The following is a 16807-nucleotide window of genomic DNA, read 5'->3' as shown; positions in this document are numbered from 1 at the left end:
CGATCGGCGCCCGAGACGGCGGTTAGACGTATTGCGCCGGGTGCACTCGAGTGTCCACCAGCAGAAACCGGGGCCCCGGCGGCTATTGCGCCACCTGGGAAAACGCACCGCCTTTGCGATCCCGGTGAGCAGAAGTTACCGCCTCCGCAGGACATGACGTTTCGCCCGAAGGAGCCGCCGTCACCCAGACGTCAGGCGTCTTCGGTGACGGCCTTGACGCGGTCTCCATTACGTCCGCCGTTCAAAACGGATGCGTCCGGGGGCAGTTCGAAAGCCGGGAACGCCGAGCCGACCGCGGCGGTCGCCGCGCTTCGCTGGGCTTCCAGGCGGGCCAATGCCTCCGGCGTGAACACCGACAAGCCGAGATCCGGGTTATATCCGTGGATTTCCTTGACGTCGAGCTGGGCCAGGAAATACAGGATCTCCTTGGAGACGACCTGGCCAGGGACCAGCACCGGGAAACCCGGCGGGTAGGGCACCACAAACGTGGTGGACACCAATTTCCGGCCCTCCGCGATCCGCCGCCCGGCCCTGCCGAGCTGCACGTACTCACGATCGGACTCTTCATACCCCGCGTAGAACGCCGACCGCATGTCACCGAACCCGCAGGCGTCCACCGGACGGAACGCGATATCGAATTCGCTGAAGTCGGGAAGGTGCGGCAGATCCTGGGTGATCTCCTCGACGCGACGGTTGTGCAGCGTCCAGTCGGCCACACTGGCCAATTCCCGCTCCCGATCGAGGTCGGTGGCCACCCGGCGCAGCACGTCGAGCAGGTGATGCACGCTGGACCAGGTGACACCGATCGTGAAGATCAGCAGCACGCTGTTGATCGACGTCTTGTTGATCTGAATTCCGAAACGCTCCATCAGAATCTTCTCGCGGAAGTCGTATCCGTTCATTCCGGTGTTGCCGAGGAACAGGGTGACTCGTGTCGGATCCAGCACGAACTGATCGGACCGCCACGCTTCATTCCACTCCGCCAGCGCGCCCTGCCTGACCTCGCGATAAGAGCTGACCGCCGACGCCCGGAACTCCTCGGGCACCAGGTCGGCCTCGTCGAGGATGCGGAACCACTTGCTGATCAGCCGGTCCTTGCGGACCCGGTGCCGGAACACCAGCGCCATGTCGTAGACCTGCCGCACCAACTGGAATCCCTCGATGTCGACCTGCCGGCGCGCCAGATCCAGCGACGCGAGCAGCTGCTGGTTCGGCGATGTGGAGGTGTGGGTCAAGAACGCCTCGCCGAACGCGTCGCGGGCGCGCGAATTGAAGTCCCGGTCGCGCACGTGGATCATCGATGCCTGCCGGAACGCCGACAGCGACTTGTGCGTGGAGTGCGTCGCGTAGACCCGCACCCGCGCCTTGCCGGGATCGGGCAGCAGCCGGTGGTTGACCCACTCCGACCGGGGGATCCCCTCCATCGACGCGGCCCAATTGCGGTATTCCGCAGCGTATTCCGGCGACGCCAGCATCTGCTCAAGACGGTCAGCTGCCACCATGGCGGTCCGTTGCCGGGCCCACGGCACGGCGGTGGCAAACGCGTACCACGCCTCGTCCCACAGGAAGCAGATGTCCGGTTTGATCGCCAGCACCTCCTCCATCACCCGCAGCGGGTTGTAGACCACGCCGTCGAAGATGCAGTTGGTGACCAACAGCATCCGCACCTTGTCCAGCTGGCCGGCCGCCTCCAGATCCAGCAGTGCCTTCTTGATCGTCTCCAGCGGCACCGCACCGTAGATCGCGAACTGCGGCAGCGGATAGGCGTCCAGATACAGCGGATAGGCGCCGGCCAGCACCAGACCGTAGTGGTGCGACTTGTGGCAGTTGCGGTCGATCAGCACGATGTCGCCCGGCCGGGTCAGCGATTGCACGACGATCTTGTTGGCCGTCGACGTTCCATTGGTGACGAAGTACGTCTGGTTGGAGTGCCACGTCTTGGCGGCCTTGTCCATCGCCTTCTTGATGTTGCCGTGCGGATCCAGTAGCGAGTCCAAGCCGCCCGAGGTGGTCGAAGTCTCGGCCATGAAGATGTTGCGGCCGTAGAACTCCCCCATGTCCTGCAGTGACTTCGAGTTGAAGATACTGGCGCCGCGCGCGACGGGCAGCGCGTGGAATTGGCCGACCGGCGAATCCGCGTAAGCCCGCAGGGCATCGAAAAACGGTGTGGCGAAACGGCTTCGCAGACCGGCCAGCACCGTGCTGTACAGATCGGTGACGTCGTTGAGCCGGTAGAACGTCCGATCGTAGACGTCGTGTTCTTCGTCGTTGCCGGCCGCGATCGACTCGTCGGTGAGCAGGTAGATATCGATGTGCGGCCGCAGCTCACGGATCCATTCGCCACATTCGATGCAGTCGCGGTCGCGGCCGTAGTCGCGACTGACCGGATCGTCGCTGACGCCCAGCAGTGAGTTCATCAACGGCACCCGATCCCGCGAACGCAACGACACGTCGTGGCGGATGATCGCGGCCTGAATCTCGCCGTTCAGGGCGACGGCGGTGATGGCGTCCTCGACGCTCGGCACCACCAGCAGCTCGAATTGCACATCATCGGACGCCGAACGCAGCGCCCGCAGGGCCTCGGCCAGGCAGTCGGGTCCGGTGTTCGGCGAGTCATCGGCGAGCAACACGGTGTAGAACTGCTGCTGCTTGGCCTGGGCCACCAACTCCTGGTCCGCCAACGGTGCAGAAGTGTCGAAAAGTGCTGTGCGGTCCCCATATTCGGACAGTAGGCGCACCGCCAGCGACACCTCCTCGGCCAGCCGCACCGTCGACAGGCTTTCCAGGTGAGCGCGGTAGGTCGCCAGGTTTTCCGCCCCGGGATACAGCCAGTAGCGCTCGTAAGCCCCGAGGCGGTCCATCAGGCGCTTGACCTTCGCCAAGTCATGCGTTTTGTCCAGCCCGGCCAGGTCGACCTCGGCGAGGCGACGGCACGCGTCGTCGAGCAGGTTCCAGGTGTCGATGCGCGTGTACGACGGGTTGGCCACCGCCGCCAGGGCGGAGACGTGCAGACGTCGCGGGTAAGCACTGTAGGGATTCATGTCGTCACCTGTTCTTCTGGTGCGGGCTCGCGGCCGTCAGTGCATGTCACAGGCGGGCGGTGGTGTCCGATACTCCGCTACCGCCGTAAATATTCTCCGACACCGACCTGAACGACTCTCGTCCCATTGTTATCCGGTCCGGCCAGCGTTTGCGATCGTTTCGCTCACGATCGCCTGTGTTCGGTCAGCGCTCGGTTTCGTCACTGTCGACGACCCGCCGACCACCGCGGGTGTTGTCCATCCACCGCAGCATCGGCAGCTCCCGCCCGCGCCCCGGCAGCTCGGTGACATCGCTGAGCGAGCGCACCACGGCCTGGGTGAGACCCATCAGCGCGGCCATCACCGGCAGTAGCGGCTGCAGCGGCTTGGCCGCCGAGCGCACGGTGCTGATGCGGCGGGCGACAATCAGACGCTCGATCGAGTGGTACAGCCAGGCGCCCACACCCAGCGCATAGATCGCGAGCGCCGCGGCGACAATCGTCAGCCCGTACGCGGCACAGATCACCGCGCCCAGCACCACCGTCGCCGCCAGGAAGGCGGCGAGGAAGGCGCGGAGCTCCAGTCGGGTCATGACGCCGGTTCGGGATTCTCCGGTGTGGTGGCCGCACCCGTTCGCGTGGCTCCTTGGACGGCCTCGGCGGCCGCCCGGATCTGCGGTGTGACCAACATGATCTGTCCAAGTACGCCATTGACGAAGCCCGGCGAGTCATCGGTGGACAACTCCTTGGCCAGCTGCACGGCCTCGTCGACAGCTACCGGCTCCGGCACATCGCCGGCATAAAGCAGCTCCCATACCGCAACTCGCAGGATGGCGCGGTCGACCGCGGGCAGCCGGTCCAATGTCCAGCCCTGCAGGTGGGTGCTGATCAGGTCGTCGATATGGGCGATCTGATCGCCGACCCCGTGCGCCACCGCGGCCGTATACGGGTGCAGTGCCTTGACGTCGGGGTTGGCTTGGGCCAGCGCGGTGCGCGAGTCGGCCACACTGGACGGGCTCAGCCCGCGGGAATCGGCTTCGAACAGCAAGTCCACGGCGCGCTTGCGGGCGTGATGGCGTCCCTTCGCGGGCCTTGGCGATTTACCGTCCGGCATGGTCAGGCGTTGACCCGGCCCAGATAGCTGCCGTCGCGCGAATCCACCTTCAACTTGTCGCCGGTATTGATGAACAGCGGTACCTGGAGCTCCGCTCCCGTCTCCACGGTCGCGGGCTTGGTGCCGGCGCTGGACCGGTCCCCCTGCAGACCCGGCTCGGTGTGGGTGACCACGAGTTCGACCGACACCGGAAGCTCGAGGTACAGCGGCGCCCCATTGTGGAAGGCCACCTGCACCGGCAGCCCCTCCAGCAGGAACCGGGCGGCGTCGCCGACCAGCGATTCCGGCAGCGGATGCTGCTCGTAGTCCTGGCTGTCCATGAACACGAAGTCCGAGCCGTCGCGGTACAGGTAGGTGGCATCGCGGCGGTCGACGGTGGCGGTATCGACCTTTACGCCGGCGTTGTAGGTCTTGTCGACGACCTTGCCCGAGAGCACGTTCTTCAGCTTGGTACGTACGAAGGCTGGGCCTTTACCCGGTTTGACGTGCTGAAACTCGGTGATCTGCCACAGCTGGCCGTCGATCACCAGCACTAGTCCGTTCTTGAAGTCGGCAGTCGATGCCACGGTCGCTCTATCTCCTACAGGATGGCCAATTGTCGAGAGCCCGGGCTTTTGCCCGGTAGCGCGTCCCGGCTACGCCGGAACCGCAGTCAGCGCCTGGAAGCGCACGGGATGCAGCTTACCCGCGCTCGGGTGCGGCACTCACCGCGCCGCTAGCGGAGCTGCCCGGCGCCGCACAGGCCGAAAAGTCCGTCGTTGTTGTCGCACAGGTCCGTCGCGTTGGACGGCGCGACCATGTCGGAGGCGGGCGACGCAGGCAGGTGGTTCGCGGAGATGTTGCCGAGCAAACCCAGCGCAACGCCGACCGCGATCAGAATCGGGCCCCTCGGAGCCGCCCGGCGAACGGCCGTCGTCATGATGCCGGCCCCGTCAGTGTCGTCGCCGACGAATAACACCGCAGTGAGCCAGAGCCCGGTAAGAGCTGAAAAAGCGGCCGCTACGTAGACAGCAATGAGGGCTATGTAGGCCATATTCCCGAATCCTACGCAGCCGTCGTGGTTCCGGCAGCTCGACGAGTTATGGCCGCTCAGGCGGCTTTTTTGCCGTCGGGTGCAGCGCCGGCTAGGTCAGAATGGCCAGCTCTTTGGGAAACCGAGTCAGCAGCTCGGCGGTCTGCCCGGTGGTTTGCGACGCATCGTCAGCGACGACCAGGGTGTCCTCGATGCGGACGCCGCCGCGGCCCGGCAAGTAGACGCCGGGCTCCACCGTCACGACCGAACCCGCGAGCAACGTCCCGGTCGAGGTGGCGCCGATTCCCGGTGCTTCGTGGATCTGAAGGCCCACCCCATGTCCCAAACCATGGCTGAATTGCTCGCCGTAACCCGCGTCGACGATCACCTGGCGCGCGGCGCCGTCCACCTCGCGAAGATCGGCGCCCGGCCGCAGTGCCTCCCGGCCGGCCCGCTGCGACTCGGCGACCAGCTGGTAGATCTCCAGCTGCCAATCCGCGGCCTTGCCCAGCACGAAGGTGCGGGTCATGTCCGAGTGATAGCCGGCGACCAGCGCGCCGAAGTCGATCTTGACGAAATCCCCGTCGGCGAGCACCGCGTCGGTCGGCCGGTGGTGCGGGATCGCCGAATTGGGCCCGGCGGCCACGATCGTCTCGAAGGAAATCGCGTCGGCGCCATGATCGAGCATCAACGCCTCGAGTTCGCGGCTCACCTCGCGTTCGGTGCGCCCGGGCCGCAGACCACCCCGCGCCACCAGGTCTTTCAGTGCGGCGTCGGCGGCCTCGCAGGCCAGCCGCAGCAGCGCCACCTCACCGGCGTCCTTGATCTCGCGCAGCGCCTCGACCGTGCCGGCGGCCCGCACCAGCTCGGTCTTCGCGCCCAGCTCACCGACCTCGCCGGTCAGTGTGTCGAAGGCGTCCACGGTGACCACATTGCTTTCGAAGCCCAGCTTGGACACGCCCGCGGCGGCCGCCTGCCCGGCCAGATGGCGCCCGACGGCCCGCTCGATGGCGATTTCGAGATCGGGCGCCTGCGCGGCGGCCTGGGTGCGGTAACGGCCGTCGGTGGCCAAGATGGCTTCGCGATCGTCGGAGAAGACCAGCAACGCGCCGTTGGATCCGGAGAAACCTGACAGATAGCGCACGTTAATCAGGTCCGTGACCAGCATCGCGTCCAGTCCGCTGGCACCGATCTGGATTTTTAGATTTTCTCGACGCTGGGAATGTGTCACGACTCACGACGGTACTCGCTACGCTGGTCAGCCATGAGTAACTGGATGGTGCGGGGATTGGCGTTCGCTGCGTTGATGGTTGTCGTCCGGTTGTTTCAGGGGGCGATCATCAACGTGTGGCAGACGCAAGCCGGGCTGGTAAGCGTGGTGCTGCTTCTCGTCTTCATCATCGCCGTAGTCGTCTGGGGGTTGCTGGACGGCCGAGCCGACGCGAAAGCCAACGCGGATCCGGATCGCCGCCAGGACCTGGCGATGACCTGGCTGCTGGCCGGGTTGCTCGCCGGGGTTCTGAGCGGGGCCGTCTCCTGGCTCATCGCGCTGTTCTACAAGGGCCTCTACACCGGGGGCCTGATCAACGAGGTGACGACGTTCGCCGCCTTCACCGCGCTCTGCGTTTTCCTGCCCGGCATCATCGGTGCGGCCGTCGGCCGCTGGCGGGTGGACCGCAACCCCCCGCCCGACCGGGGAGCCGGACCGGACGAGGAACGCGCTGACACCGACGTGTTCACCGCCGCCAGCGCCGACGACGCGCCGACCGGCGAGGTTCCCGTGCAGCATCGCGGGGGCCAGGCCGAGGCACGGACGTCGTCGGTGGCCACCGCGGAACGCGACGCACCCACCGAGACGATTCCGACGGTCGAGCGGGAATCTCCGACCGAAACCATCGCCACCGGTTCCGACGATGCCAAGACCGAGGTGATTCGCACCGAAGGCCCGAAACACTCCGATCCGGAGTCGGAATGGCCGAGTTCGCAGTGGGGAAAGAAGGACTAGCGGCTCGAACTGGTCTCGACCAGGTAGCGCAGCGCAAGCAGGTAGCCCTGGACTCCCAGGCCGACGATCACTCCAGTCGCCACCGGACTGAGATATGAGTGACGCCGAAACTCTTCGCGGGCATACACATTGGAGATGTGCACCTCGATCAGCGGTGCACGCAGTTCGGCGCAGGCATCGCGCAGCGCCACGGATGTGTGGGTCAGTCCGCCGGCATTGAGAATCACCGCCTCCCCCGCGTCGGCGGCCAGATGAATCCAGTCCAGCAATTCGGCTTCGCTATCGCTTTGCCGTACAACGGCTTTGAGTCCAAGGCGGACGGCCTCACGTTGGATCAGCGCGGCCAGCTGGTCGTGCGTGGTGTTCCCGTAGACCTCGGGTTCGCGCCGGCCCAGCCGGCCCAGGTTCGGGCCGTTGATGACGTTGACCGTCATACTCATGGCGCACACACCCCCGCGTAGGCCGTCACCAGCAGACCCGGGTCCGGTCCCACCAACCGGCCCGGCTTGGCCAGGCCGTCGAGAACGACGAACCGCAGCACACCGGCGCGCGATTTCTTGTCTCCAGCCATGTATTCCAACAGCTGGGGCAGCGCGTCCGGGTCGTAGCTGACCGGCAGGCCCAGCGAGGTCAGGATGCTGCGATGGCGCGCGGCGGTGTCGTCGTCGAGCCGGCCGGTGAGCCGGGCCAGCTCGGCGACGAACACCAGGCCCACCGACACCGCGGCGCCGTGCCGCCACTGGTAGCGCTCGCGGCGTTCGATGGCATGCGCCAAAGTGTGCCCGTAGTTCAGGATTTCGCGCAGCTCGGATTCTTTTTCGTCGGCCGCGACCACCTCGGCCTTGACGGCGATCGCGCGACGGATCAGCTCCGGCAGCACATCACCCTTCGGGTCCAGCGCCGCCTGCGGATCGGCCTCGATGAGGTCCAGGATCGCCGGGTCGGCAATGAACCCGGCCTTGACCACCTCGGCCATCCCGGCGACGATTTCGTTGTGCGGCAAGGTTTCCAGGGTGGCCAAGTCGACCAGGACGGCCAGCGGCTGATGGAAGGCGCCGACCAGGTTCTTGCCGGCGTCGGTGTTGATGCCGGTTTTGCCGCCCACCGCCGCGTCGACCATGCCCAGCAATGTGGTCGGCACATGCACGATCGAGACACCGCGCAGCCAGGTGGCCGCCGCGAAGCCCGCGACATCGGTGGCCGCCCCGCCGCCGAGGCTCACCAGCGCATCCTTGCGGTCAATTCCAATGCGGCCCAACACTTCCCAGATGAAACCGACGACCGGCAATTCTTTTCCGGCCTCGGCGTCCGGGATTTCGATGCGGTGCGCGTCGACGCCCTTGTCGGCCAGGTAGCTGCGGATCGCCTCGGCGGTCTGCGCCAGTACCGGTTGATGCAGGATCGCGACCCGGTGCCGGCCGCCGAGCAGCTCGCCCAATTCGTTGAGCAAGCCGGTGCCGATCACCACCGGGTACGGCGGATCGACGGCCACCTGCACGGTCACCGGTTCGGTGGGTTCTGTCATGTGGCGGCCTTGTTGGCGGTCGGAGTGCCGGGGGTGACCGGCTGTGGGGCGGGCTGTAGGGGCAGCCGGGACATGATGTAGCGGACCACCGCCCCGGGATTGCGGCGGTTGGTGTCGACCCGGATGGTCGCGACGCGCCGGTACAGCGGAATCCGTTGCGTCATCAGCGCACGGTACTTCTCGGCACGGTTTCCGCCGGCCAGCAGGGGCCGTGCCGAGGTGCCGCCGGTGCGGCGCACCCCTTCTCGGGCACCGATCTCCAAATAGATGACGGTGTGCCCGGCGAGCGACTCGCACACCCCCGGGCTGGTGACCGCGCCGCCGCCGAGCGACACGACACCGTCCTGCTCGGCCAGCGCCGCGCGAATCACGTCTTCTTCGATGCGGCGGAATTCCTGCTCCCCGTCGGTGGCGAAGATGTCGGCGATGGTGCGGCCGGTCTGCTGCTCGATCAGCACGTCGGTGTCGACGTAGCCGACGCCCATCGCCTTGGACAGCCGGCGCCCGATGGTCGACTTGCCCGAGCCCGGCAATCCGACGAGTACCGCCTTGGGTGACACGGCGTGCCTACCCGGACACCCGAGCGCGGGCAACCGGCATTTCGTGCTCGGCGACCGCACGCTGGTAGGCCTCGATGTTGCGCCGGGTTTCGGCCAGCGAATCGCCGCCGAACTTGTCCAGCGCGGCGCGGGCCAGCACCAGCGCCACCATGGTCTCGACGACGACGCCGGCGGCGGGCACCGCGCACACGTCGGAACGCTGGTGGATGGCGACGGCCTCGTCCCCGGTGGCCAGGTCGACGGTGGCCAGTGCCCGCGGCACGGTCGAGATCGGCTTCATCGCCGCCCGCACCCGCAGCGCCTGGCCGTTGGTCATGCCGCCTTCCAGGCCGCCGGCCCGGTTCGTCGAGCGGATCACGCCGTCGGGGCCGGGGTACATCTCGTCGTGGGCCTGGCTGCCGCGGCGGCGTGCGGTCTGAAAGCCGTCGCCGATCTCCACGCCCTTGATCGCCTGGATGCCCATGACGGCGGCGGCCAGCTGGCTGTCCAGGCGGTTGTCGCCACTGGTGAACGAGCCCAGCCCGATGGGCAGGCCCAACGCCACGACTTCCACCACGCCGCCCAGGGTGTCGCCGTCCTTCTTGGCGGCCTCGATCTCGGTGATCATCGCCCGCTCGGCGTCTTTGTCGAAGGCGCGCACCGGGCTGGCGTCGATCGCGGCCAGGTCCTCGGGCCCGGGGGGCGGTCCGTCGTAGGGCTGCGACGGACCAATCGCGATCACGTGCGAGAGCACCTCGACGCCGAGCGCCTGGCGCAGAAACGACCGCGCGACCGTCCCCGCCGCGACGCGGGCGGCGGTCTCCCGCGCACTGGCGCGCTCGAGCACCGGCCGCGCGTCGTCGAAACCGTACTTGAGCATCCCGGCGTAGTCGGCGTGCCCGGGCCGGGGCCGGGTGAGCGGCGCGTTGCGCGCCGAGTTTTCCAGGTCGGCCGCTCCTGCGGGGTCGAGCGGGTCGGTGGCCATCACGGTTTCCCATTTCGGCCACTCGGTGTTGCCGATCTCGATGGCGATGGGGCCGCCCAGGGTGACACCGTGGCGAACGCCGGCCAGCACGGTCACCGCGTCGCGCTCGAACTGCATCCGGGCGCCGCGGCCGTAACCGAGCCGGCGACGAGCCAATTGGTCGCCGATTTCGGTGGAGGTGACCTCCACACCGGCGACCATGCCTTCGACCAGGGCAACCAATGCCCGGCCATGCGACTCCCCCGCGGTGATCCAGCGCAACACCCGACTATCTTCCCACGTCGGCTCGCGGACCCGATTCACGAGCCTGACAGGGCCGAACGGGCGAGGCGGCGCCCCGGGACCGCCTCGAGTAGCGCGCGGGTGTACGCCGACGACGGCGCGGCGAAGACCGTCTCGGTCTCACCGCTGTCGACCACCCGCCCGGCCCGTAGCACCACCACCCGGTGCGACAGTCGGGCCACCACCGACAAATCGTGGGAGATGAACAGATAAGTGAGGCCGAGTTCGTCCTGTAAGCGCAGCAACAACCGGATGATCTGGTCCTGGGTCACCACGTCCAGCGCCGACAGCGGTTCGTCGAGCACCACGATCTGCGGGCGCAGCACCAGCGCGCGGGCGATGGCGACGCGCTGGCATTCGCCGCCCGACAGCTCGGTGGGCCGCCGATCCAGCTTGTCCTCGGTCAGACCGACGCTCGCCAGGGCCTCTGCTACGCGCAGGGCCCGCTGCCGCTTGTCGGCCAACCCATAGGAGCGCAGCGGGCTTTCCAGGACCTGCCGCACGGTCCAGCGTGGATCGAGCGCCGAATCGGGATTCTGGTAGACGAACTGGATGTCTTGCCAGTGCTCACGGCGGGCGCGTGCGGACAGCGCCGCGATGTCGCGGCCGAGCACCCTTACCGTTCCGCGGGTGGGGGTGAGCAGACCGATGATCATTTTCGCGGTGGTCGACTTCCCCGACCCCGACTCCCCCACCAACGCCAGCGTCTCGCCTCGCCGGACGGTGAAGGTGAGGTCGTCGACCGCCGTGTTGCGTGCCCGGCCGCCGAGCCCGAATTCCTTGCAGACGCTGGTGAGCTCGATGACGTCGTCGGCCTCGGATCGCGGAATGGCCGGCGTGGGTGTGCCGAGGCGACGGATCAGGTGCGCGGTGTATTCGGTCCGCGGCGCCGCGACGATCGACTCGGCCGCGGCATCCTCCACCACCGCGCCGTCGCGCATCACGACGATTCGCGACGCGTGATCCGTAGCCACCCCGATGTCGTGGGTGATGAACAGGACCGTGGTGCCGTTTTCGGTAACCAGCCGGTCGAATACCGCAAGCACGTGACGCTGGACGGTCACGTCGAGAGCGGAGGTCGGCTCGTCGGCAATCAGCAGCTCGGGGTTGAGCCCGAATGCCATCGCGATGAGCACTCGCTGACGCATCCCGCCCGAGAGCTCGCCCGGATACTGTTTGAGTCGCTGCTCGGGGCGGTCGATTTCGACCCGGTCCAGCAGATCGAGACAGCGGCGCCGGATCTCGCGCCGGCCGAGCTTGTGCCCTTTCAGCGGGAAGACCTCGGCGAGCTGAGATCCGATGGTGCGCACCGGGTTCAATGACGCGCCGGGATCCTGCGGAACCAATCCGACGGCGCTGCCGCGCAGCCGGCACCACTGGCGTTCGCTCAGGCCGACAGTGTCGCGGCCGCGGATGGCCAGCGAGGTCGCGGTGACCGTCGCGGTAGGCGGCAGCAAGCCCACCACGGTGTTCGCCAAAGTTGTCTTCCCCGAACCTGATTCACCGACCACAGCGACGAATTCACCGACCGATACCGTCAAGTCGATGCCGTCCAGGGCCACCTTGGGCACGGCGCCGCGATAGGTGACGGTGAGGTCGGACAATTCCAGCTGCGGTTCGGCCATCGTTTCGTTCTTTCCGGTCAGATGCGGGTGGACGTCAGCGCTCGCCGGGAGAGCACGCCGAGCGCCAGGATGACCAACAGGATCACCGCGCCGGGCAGGGAAGTGAGCCACCACGCGGTCGCCAGGTAGCGGCGGCCCTCGGCGACCAGCAGGCCCCATTCCGGGGTGGGCGGCGGAGCGCTGTAGCCGAGGTAGCCCAAGGCCGAGATCAACAGGATGGCCCCGCTGAGGTCGATGACGGCCAGCGCGATCACCGCCCCGATCGCGTTCGGGATGATGTGCCTGCCGATAACCGACCATCGGGTCTCCCCCGACAAGAAGGCGGCTTCGACGTAATCCAGCGCCCGCACCCGCAGTACTTCGGCGCGGAACACCCGGGCGAAGATCGCGATCGACCCGATACCCACCCCGATACCGACGGAAAGCGGCCCGGGTCCGTAAGCGGTGACGATCCACACCGATACCAGGAATCCGGGCAGTGCCAGCAGCACATCGGCCAATCGCATACCCACGGCATCGACGGCGGGGCCCGACACCCCGGCCAGAATGCCGACGAAGCTGCCGATGACCAGGCCGACCGCCACCGCCAAACCCGCTGTGGCGATGGTGTGCGAGGTCCCGTAGATCACGCGGGTCAACACGTCGCGGCCGAGATGGTCGGTGCCGAACCAATGCGTCAGGCTCGGCGGCCGGAACTTCTCGACGGGTCTGCCTTTCAACGGGTCTCGACTGGTGAACAGCCCGGGAGCGACCGCCCAGGCGGCGACCAGGAGCAGCAACGCTGTCGAGAGCCGCACCGACCACGACCCCGATCGCAGCGCCCGTGCGCGCGTCGTCAATTGCGTGCTCACCCGAACCTGCCCAGCCGGGTGGTGAATCCCTGGCGCTGCAATTTGGTGACGCGCGGGTCCAGCAGCGGATAGATCAAGTCCACCAACAGGTTTGCCGCCACGATGACGACGGTCGTCAGCAACACCAGGCCCTGAATCAGCGAGATGTCCTGGTTGGACACCGCCTGCAGCAGTACGGTGCCCAGACCCGGACGAGAGAACACGGTTTCGGTGACCACCGACCCGCCCAGCAGCGCACCCACCGTCGTTGCCGTCACGGTCAACGCCGGCCCCGCCGCGTTCTTCAGCACATGTCTGCGAATCACCCAGCCCGGTGTGCCGCCCTTGGCCCGGGCGGTGTCGACGTGCGGCAGCGCCCGGGTGGCATCGATGTTCTTCAGCAGCACTTGCGCGATCGGGGCCGAGATCGGCACGGCCAGCACCAGCGCCGGAACCAGCAGCGCGGCCACCGAACCGTCGGGAAACAAGGAGATCCATCCTAGGCGTACCGAAAAGATTTGCAGGACAACCAGTCCCAACCAGAACGTGGGGACGGCGCCGAATAGCGGCGGCATGGCACGGATGAACGACCTCACCGGTCCCACCGTCGTGGCCAGCGCCATGATGGCCAGGGCGAACGTCAGCGCGAAAACGGTCGCCGTCGCGGCCAGTTCCACGGTCTGGCCGACCACTCCACCGATCCGATCGGTGACGGACTGGCCGCTGGACAGCGAGAACCCGAAATGTCCGTGCAGCAACTGATTCAGCTGGGAGAAGTACTGCACCCACAGCGGGCGGTCGTAGCCGTAGAACGCCTTGACCTGGGTGACGATGTCGGGGTTGAAGTAGCCGTCGCCCTTGGCCACAAAGATCGACGCCGGATCGGTCGGCAGGATGCTGACCCCCCAGAAGACCACCGTGAAGGCCAGCAACAGCACGACCGCCGACTGGCCGATCCGGGTGAAAACGTAAGTCGCCATCAGGTTTTCCAGGCGCTCTGCAACAGCGGCTCGGTGTAGCGCGTGAACTCCACGTGGACGTTCGGGGCGGCAGCGTGCACCTGCACCTCGTCCCAAAGCACCAGCGCCAGCTGATCGTCGATGATCTTGCGCTGTTCGCGGGCGACGACATCCTTGAGCAGCGCCGGGTCGGTCTCCTTGAGTTCTTCGCGAGACAGCGCGATCAACTCGTCGTTCTTCGCGAAGGTCAAGTTGCTTTTCTGGCGGCCGAACAACAGGCCCAGACCGATGTTGTATTGGATCCGGGTGCCGAACAGCGGCGTCGCCGCGTCGGTGCTGGAGGCGTTGAAGAACGTGGTGTCACCCGCCCGGTTCTGCAGAGAAACCCCCAGCTCACGCCACTCGGATTCGATGAACTCGAACGCCGGGCGGAATACCACACTCTGGTTGGATGCCGCCAGCGTCAGATTCAGCTTCTTGCCGTCCTTTTCGCGCACACCGTCGCTGCCCACCTTCCATCCGGCCGCGTCCAGCAAGTCCGCCGCCTGCTGCGGGTGGTAGCCGATGTCGGCGCTCACGTTGGCGAACAGCGGATCGTCATGTCCCAGCACGGAATCACTGGCCCGATAGCTATCCGACAGCACGGTATCCACGACCGCCTGCCGGTCGATGCCCCATTGCAGAGCGCGACGCACCCGGAAGTCGCTGACCACCTGGTTGTTGATCCGTAAGCCAACCAGATTCGCGGTCTCCGCCGGTGCTGCGACCGGGAGTACCTGCAGCCCACCCTGTTTGAGCGCACTCTCGTCGGTGGGCTGGATTCCGCGCGCCACATCCACCTGATGCGATTGGACCGCGCCCGCGCGCAAGCCCGGTTCGGTGATCACCCGGAAGACGACCTGGTCGAGGTAGGCCGCACCCTGATTCGGGGACGACGCCGGCGGCCACGTATAGTCCGGACGCTTGTTGAGCACCACCTGCTGGTCGGGGATCTGCGATTGATAGACGAAAGGCCCTGAGCCGACCACATTTTCGATCTTGGACTGACGCTGGTAGTCCAGCGCCAGCGTCGACGGGGAGCGGATCCCAGAGCGGCTGTAGGACAGCACTTTGTAGAAATTCGCGTTGGACTGATTGAAGAACACCGTGACGACGTTTCCGTTGACCTCGCTGTGGTCGTAGCCCACGAAATCGGCGAAGGCGGGCATCTTCTTGGCCGGGTCGCCCTTGCCGAGCTGGTCGAAGTTCGCCTTGACGACATCAGCGGTCAGCGGCGTACGGTCGCTGAACGTCACCCCGTCGCGGATCGTGAAGGTATACCGAGTCGCATCGCTGTTGCGCGTGAATGTCTGTGCCAGCCAGCCGTACACCTTGTCGGTCTTCGGCTCGACGTAGACCACCCGATCGAGCACCTGGAACATCAAGTTGTTGGCGCTGTAGTTGGCCGCCATGGTGTCGGTCACGAACTGCACATCGGAGTACGTCAGCGTGCCGCCGCGCACCGGCGGCCCGGTCGGTCCGGCGCTGGGTGGGTGCCGGTGCGCAGCGCAGCTCACCGCGGCGGCCGAGACCACCGCGGCGACCAGCAGCGCCGCGTGCGTCCGCAACCCCACCATTCGGCCCCGGCTGATCAGAAGAAACTGGTGTCGGGCAGCGCCGCGCCGTTCACCGCGATGTCGCCGAGCACCCGCGCCTTGTAGATCCTCGGGTTGTGCGAGAACAGTGTTCGCAAGTTGCGCCAATGCCGGTCCAACAGCGCCGACTCTTGTATCGCGGATGCGCCGCCGGCATCGAAGATGCGTGCAGCCGCGCGTAACGCGGGTTCTTCGAGCGCGACCTTGACGCGGGCCGCGGCGATCGACGCTCTGGTTTCCAGCTCGGGGTCGATGCCGGTTGCGCGCGCGGCGTCCAGGGCGGGGGCGAGTTCGGCCGCGGCGTTGCGGACCAGCGCTTGCGCCGTGTAGGCCACCGCGTCGATCTCGCCGACGATCTCCAGCAATTGCGGGTCGGCCGTCGGCTGGTCGACGCTGGCGAAGGTATAGGTGCGGCGGCGCCCGCGCACCAGCGCCGCGGCATCGGCCGCCAGGGTGCGCACTATCCCGGCGGCGACAGCGTGCAGATACAGCTGCACCAGCGCCCCACGAGCGCGGTTCACACCGATCGTGGCGCCCAGCGGGAACACTTCGTCGTTCGCCACTTCGACGTCATGGAATACCGTGGTGCCGCTGCCTGTTTGGCGCTGACCGATGCCGTCCCAGTCGTCGACGTGCTCGATGCCGGCCCGGTCCACCGGAATCACCACGGCGGTCGGGTTGTCGTCGTCGTCCTGCGCGGTGATCCGCAGGTAGTCGGAGAACTGGGCGCCGGTGCTGTAGAACTTCTTGCCGCGCAGCCGCAATCCGTCCTGGGTGGACACCAGTCGGGTGTCACGCTGGTTGCCCCCGATCGCCTTCTGGCTCGGTTCGCTGTTGGCGCCCCCGATCAGCCCGCCCTCGGCGACCACGGCGATCCACCGGTCGCTGCCAGCGCGCTTCGGATGCAGCTGTAGTTCTTCGACCAGCGCGTAATGGATCCGCAGAATGTGCGCCAGATCCGGGTCGGCCGCGGCCAATGCGATGAGGTGGTCGAAGAATTCCGGCACCGTGTAGCCCGCGCCGCCGAGTTCGCGGGCCAGTCGCACCGCGCCCAACCGGTGGTCCCGGACGAGTTTGAGTCCACGCAGCGGCGGCTCGTTTCCGCCGTCGGCTAAACGCAGGCGGTAGTCCGCAGCGATTTCGGCCAGCACGTTGTCGATCGCGGCCGCATCCGCCGGTGTGTCCTGCTCCTGGGAGCCAACGGGCATGGGTGTCAGAACCTTTCCTGTGCATCGGTGCCGTCGCGATTCACGGCGACCAGCCCCCCAAGGTAGGCGG

16 protein-coding genes are annotated in these 16807 nt (G+C 66.9%); 1 reads left to right on the top strand and 15 read right to left on the bottom strand.

The features are described 5' to 3' along the window. Nucleotides 1–191: 191 nt before the first annotated feature. The 6 genes from OK015_RS12645 to OK015_RS12620 form a co-directional block, all read right to left on the bottom strand. Nucleotides 192–3041 carry an aminotransferase class I/II-fold pyridoxal phosphate-dependent enzyme gene (locus OK015_RS12645; RefSeq protein WP_268131865.1) on the bottom strand — a complete coding sequence of 950 codons (2850 nt, stop codon included), beginning with the start codon at nt 3039–3041 and terminating at the stop codon, nt 192–194. A 184-nt stretch (nt 3042–3225) separates the two neighbouring features. Beyond that, a complete protein-coding gene (locus OK015_RS12640) occupies nt 3226–3612 on the bottom strand; it encodes an antitermination protein NusB (protein ID WP_268131863.1) in 387 nt (128 codons plus the stop codon). Continuing rightward, nucleotides 3609–4133 carry a transcription antitermination factor NusB gene (gene nusB, locus OK015_RS12635; protein WP_268131862.1) on the bottom strand — a complete coding sequence of 175 codons (525 nt, stop codon included), beginning with the start codon at nt 4131–4133 and terminating at the stop codon, nt 3609–3611. Before nusB ends, OK015_RS12640 begins: the two co-directional genes overlap by 4 nt. Nucleotides 4134–4135: 2 nt before the next feature. Continuing rightward, complete coding sequence (gene efp, locus OK015_RS12630; RefSeq protein WP_085221955.1) at nt 4136–4699, bottom strand: elongation factor P; 564 nt, start codon at nt 4697–4699, stop codon at nt 4136–4138. A 149-nt stretch (nt 4700–4848) separates the two neighbouring features. Then, nucleotides 4849–5166: a hypothetical protein gene (locus OK015_RS12625; RefSeq protein WP_268131859.1), complete on the bottom strand. Its 318-nt coding sequence runs from the start codon at nt 5164–5166 to the stop codon at nt 4849–4851. A gap of 91 nt (nt 5167–5257) precedes the next feature. Then, nucleotides 5258–6376: a M24 family metallopeptidase gene (locus tag OK015_RS12620; protein WP_268131857.1), complete on the bottom strand. Its 1119-nt coding sequence runs from the start codon at nt 6374–6376 to the stop codon at nt 5258–5260. Nucleotides 6377–6409: 33 nt separating this feature from the next. Between OK015_RS12620 and OK015_RS12615 the strand changes: the two genes are divergently transcribed. Beyond that, nucleotides 6410–7150, top strand: a complete 741-nt coding sequence (locus tag OK015_RS12615) for a B-4DMT family transporter (protein ID WP_268131855.1) — start codon at nt 6410–6412, stop codon at nt 7148–7150. Here the strand turns inward: OK015_RS12615 and aroQ are convergent. Genes aroQ through OK015_RS12570 form a run of 9 tightly spaced genes read right to left on the bottom strand, consistent with a single transcriptional unit; the run spans nt 7147 to nt 16737 of the window. Further along, nucleotides 7147–7584: a type II 3-dehydroquinate dehydratase gene (gene aroQ, locus OK015_RS12610; RefSeq protein ID WP_442791297.1), complete on the bottom strand. Its 438-nt coding sequence runs from the start codon at nt 7582–7584 to the stop codon at nt 7147–7149. The two genes, OK015_RS12615 and aroQ, sit on opposite strands and share 4 nt — an antisense overlap. A 2-nt stretch (nt 7585–7586) precedes the next feature. Next, a complete protein-coding gene (gene aroB, locus OK015_RS12605) occupies nt 7587–8675 on the bottom strand; it encodes a 3-dehydroquinate synthase (RefSeq protein ID WP_268131850.1) in 1089 nt (362 codons plus the stop codon). Next, complete coding sequence (locus OK015_RS12600; RefSeq protein ID WP_268131847.1) at nt 8672–9235, bottom strand: shikimate kinase; 564 nt, start codon at nt 9233–9235, stop codon at nt 8672–8674. The genes aroB and OK015_RS12600 overlap by 4 nt, the downstream gene beginning before the upstream one ends. A gap of 7 nt (nt 9236–9242) precedes the next feature. Then, the gene (aroC, locus tag OK015_RS12595) at nt 9243–10463 is read right to left on the bottom strand and encodes a chorismate synthase (RefSeq protein ID WP_268131845.1); all 1221 of its coding nucleotides are present in this window, start codon (nt 10461–10463) and stop codon (nt 9243–9245) included. Nucleotides 10464–10498: 35 nt separating this feature from the next. Beyond that, nucleotides 10499–12106: a dipeptide ABC transporter ATP-binding protein gene (locus tag OK015_RS12590; RefSeq protein WP_268131843.1), complete on the bottom strand. Its 1608-nt coding sequence runs from the start codon at nt 12104–12106 to the stop codon at nt 10499–10501. Nucleotides 12107–12123: 17 nt separating this feature from the next. Continuing rightward, the gene (locus OK015_RS12585; RefSeq protein WP_268131841.1) at nt 12124–12957 is read right to left on the bottom strand and encodes an ABC transporter permease; all 834 of its coding nucleotides are present in this window, start codon (nt 12955–12957) and stop codon (nt 12124–12126) included. Next, entirely contained in the window at nt 12954–13916 is a 963-nt protein-coding gene (locus OK015_RS12580) for an ABC transporter permease (RefSeq protein WP_268131839.1), read from the bottom strand. Before OK015_RS12580 ends, OK015_RS12585 begins: the two co-directional genes overlap by 4 nt. Next, nucleotides 13916–15511, bottom strand: a complete 1596-nt coding sequence (locus OK015_RS12575) for an ABC transporter substrate-binding protein (protein WP_442791246.1) — start codon at nt 15509–15511, stop codon at nt 13916–13918. Before OK015_RS12575 ends, OK015_RS12580 begins: the two co-directional genes overlap by 1 nt. Nucleotides 15512–15525: 14 nt before the next feature. Then, nucleotides 15526–16737 carry an acyl-CoA dehydrogenase gene (locus tag OK015_RS12570; RefSeq protein ID WP_268131837.1) on the bottom strand — a complete coding sequence of 404 codons (1212 nt, stop codon included), beginning with the start codon at nt 16735–16737 and terminating at the stop codon, nt 15526–15528. Between the last annotated feature and the right edge of the window lie 70 nt (nt 16738–16807).

Origin of the sequence: Mycobacterium sp. Aquia_216 (assembly GCF_026723865.1) — a bacterium.
In the GTDB taxonomy this organism is placed as follows: domain Bacteria; phylum Actinomycetota; class Actinomycetes; order Mycobacteriales; family Mycobacteriaceae; genus Mycobacterium.
The sequence above is the reverse complement of the archived record's forward strand: the minus strand, read 5'-3'. Positions and strand labels throughout refer to the sequence as shown.

Coding starts and splice junctions, on each gene's coding strand:
- OK015_RS12645 (WP_268131865.1), bottom strand. CDS start 3,041: ATGAATCCCTACAGTGCTTACCCGCGACGTCTGCACGTCTCCGCCCTG.
- OK015_RS12640 (WP_268131863.1), bottom strand. CDS start 3,612: ATGACCCGACTGGAGCTCCGCGCCTTCCTCGCCGCCTTCCTGGCGGCG.
- nusB (WP_268131862.1), bottom strand. CDS start 4,133: ATGCCGGACGGTAAATCGCCAAGGCCCGCGAAGGGACGCCATCACGCC.
- OK015_RS12625 (WP_268131859.1), bottom strand. CDS start 5,166: ATGGCCTACATAGCCCTCATTGCTGTCTACGTAGCGGCCGCTTTTTCA.
- OK015_RS12615 (WP_268131855.1), top strand. CDS start 6,410: ATGAGTAACTGGATGGTGCGGGGATTGGCGTTCGCTGCGTTGATGGTT.
- aroQ (WP_442791297.1), bottom strand. CDS start 7,584: ATGACGGTCAACGTCATCAACGGCCCGAACCTGGGCCGGCTGGGCCGG.
- aroB (WP_268131850.1), bottom strand. CDS start 8,675: ATGACAGAACCCACCGAACCGGTGACCGTGCAGGTGGCCGTCGATCCG.
- OK015_RS12590 (WP_268131843.1), bottom strand. CDS start 12,106: ATGGCCGAACCGCAGCTGGAATTGTCCGACCTCACCGTCACCTATCGC.
- OK015_RS12580 (WP_268131839.1), bottom strand. CDS start 13,916: ATGGCGACTTACGTTTTCACCCGGATCGGCCAGTCGGCGGTCGTGCTG.
- OK015_RS12575 (WP_442791246.1), bottom strand. CDS start 15,511: ATGGTGGGGTTGCGGACGCACGCGGCGCTGCTGGTCGCCGCGGTGGTC.
- OK015_RS12570 (WP_268131837.1), bottom strand. CDS start 16,737: ATGCCCGTTGGCTCCCAGGAGCAGGACACACCGGCGGATGCGGCCGCG.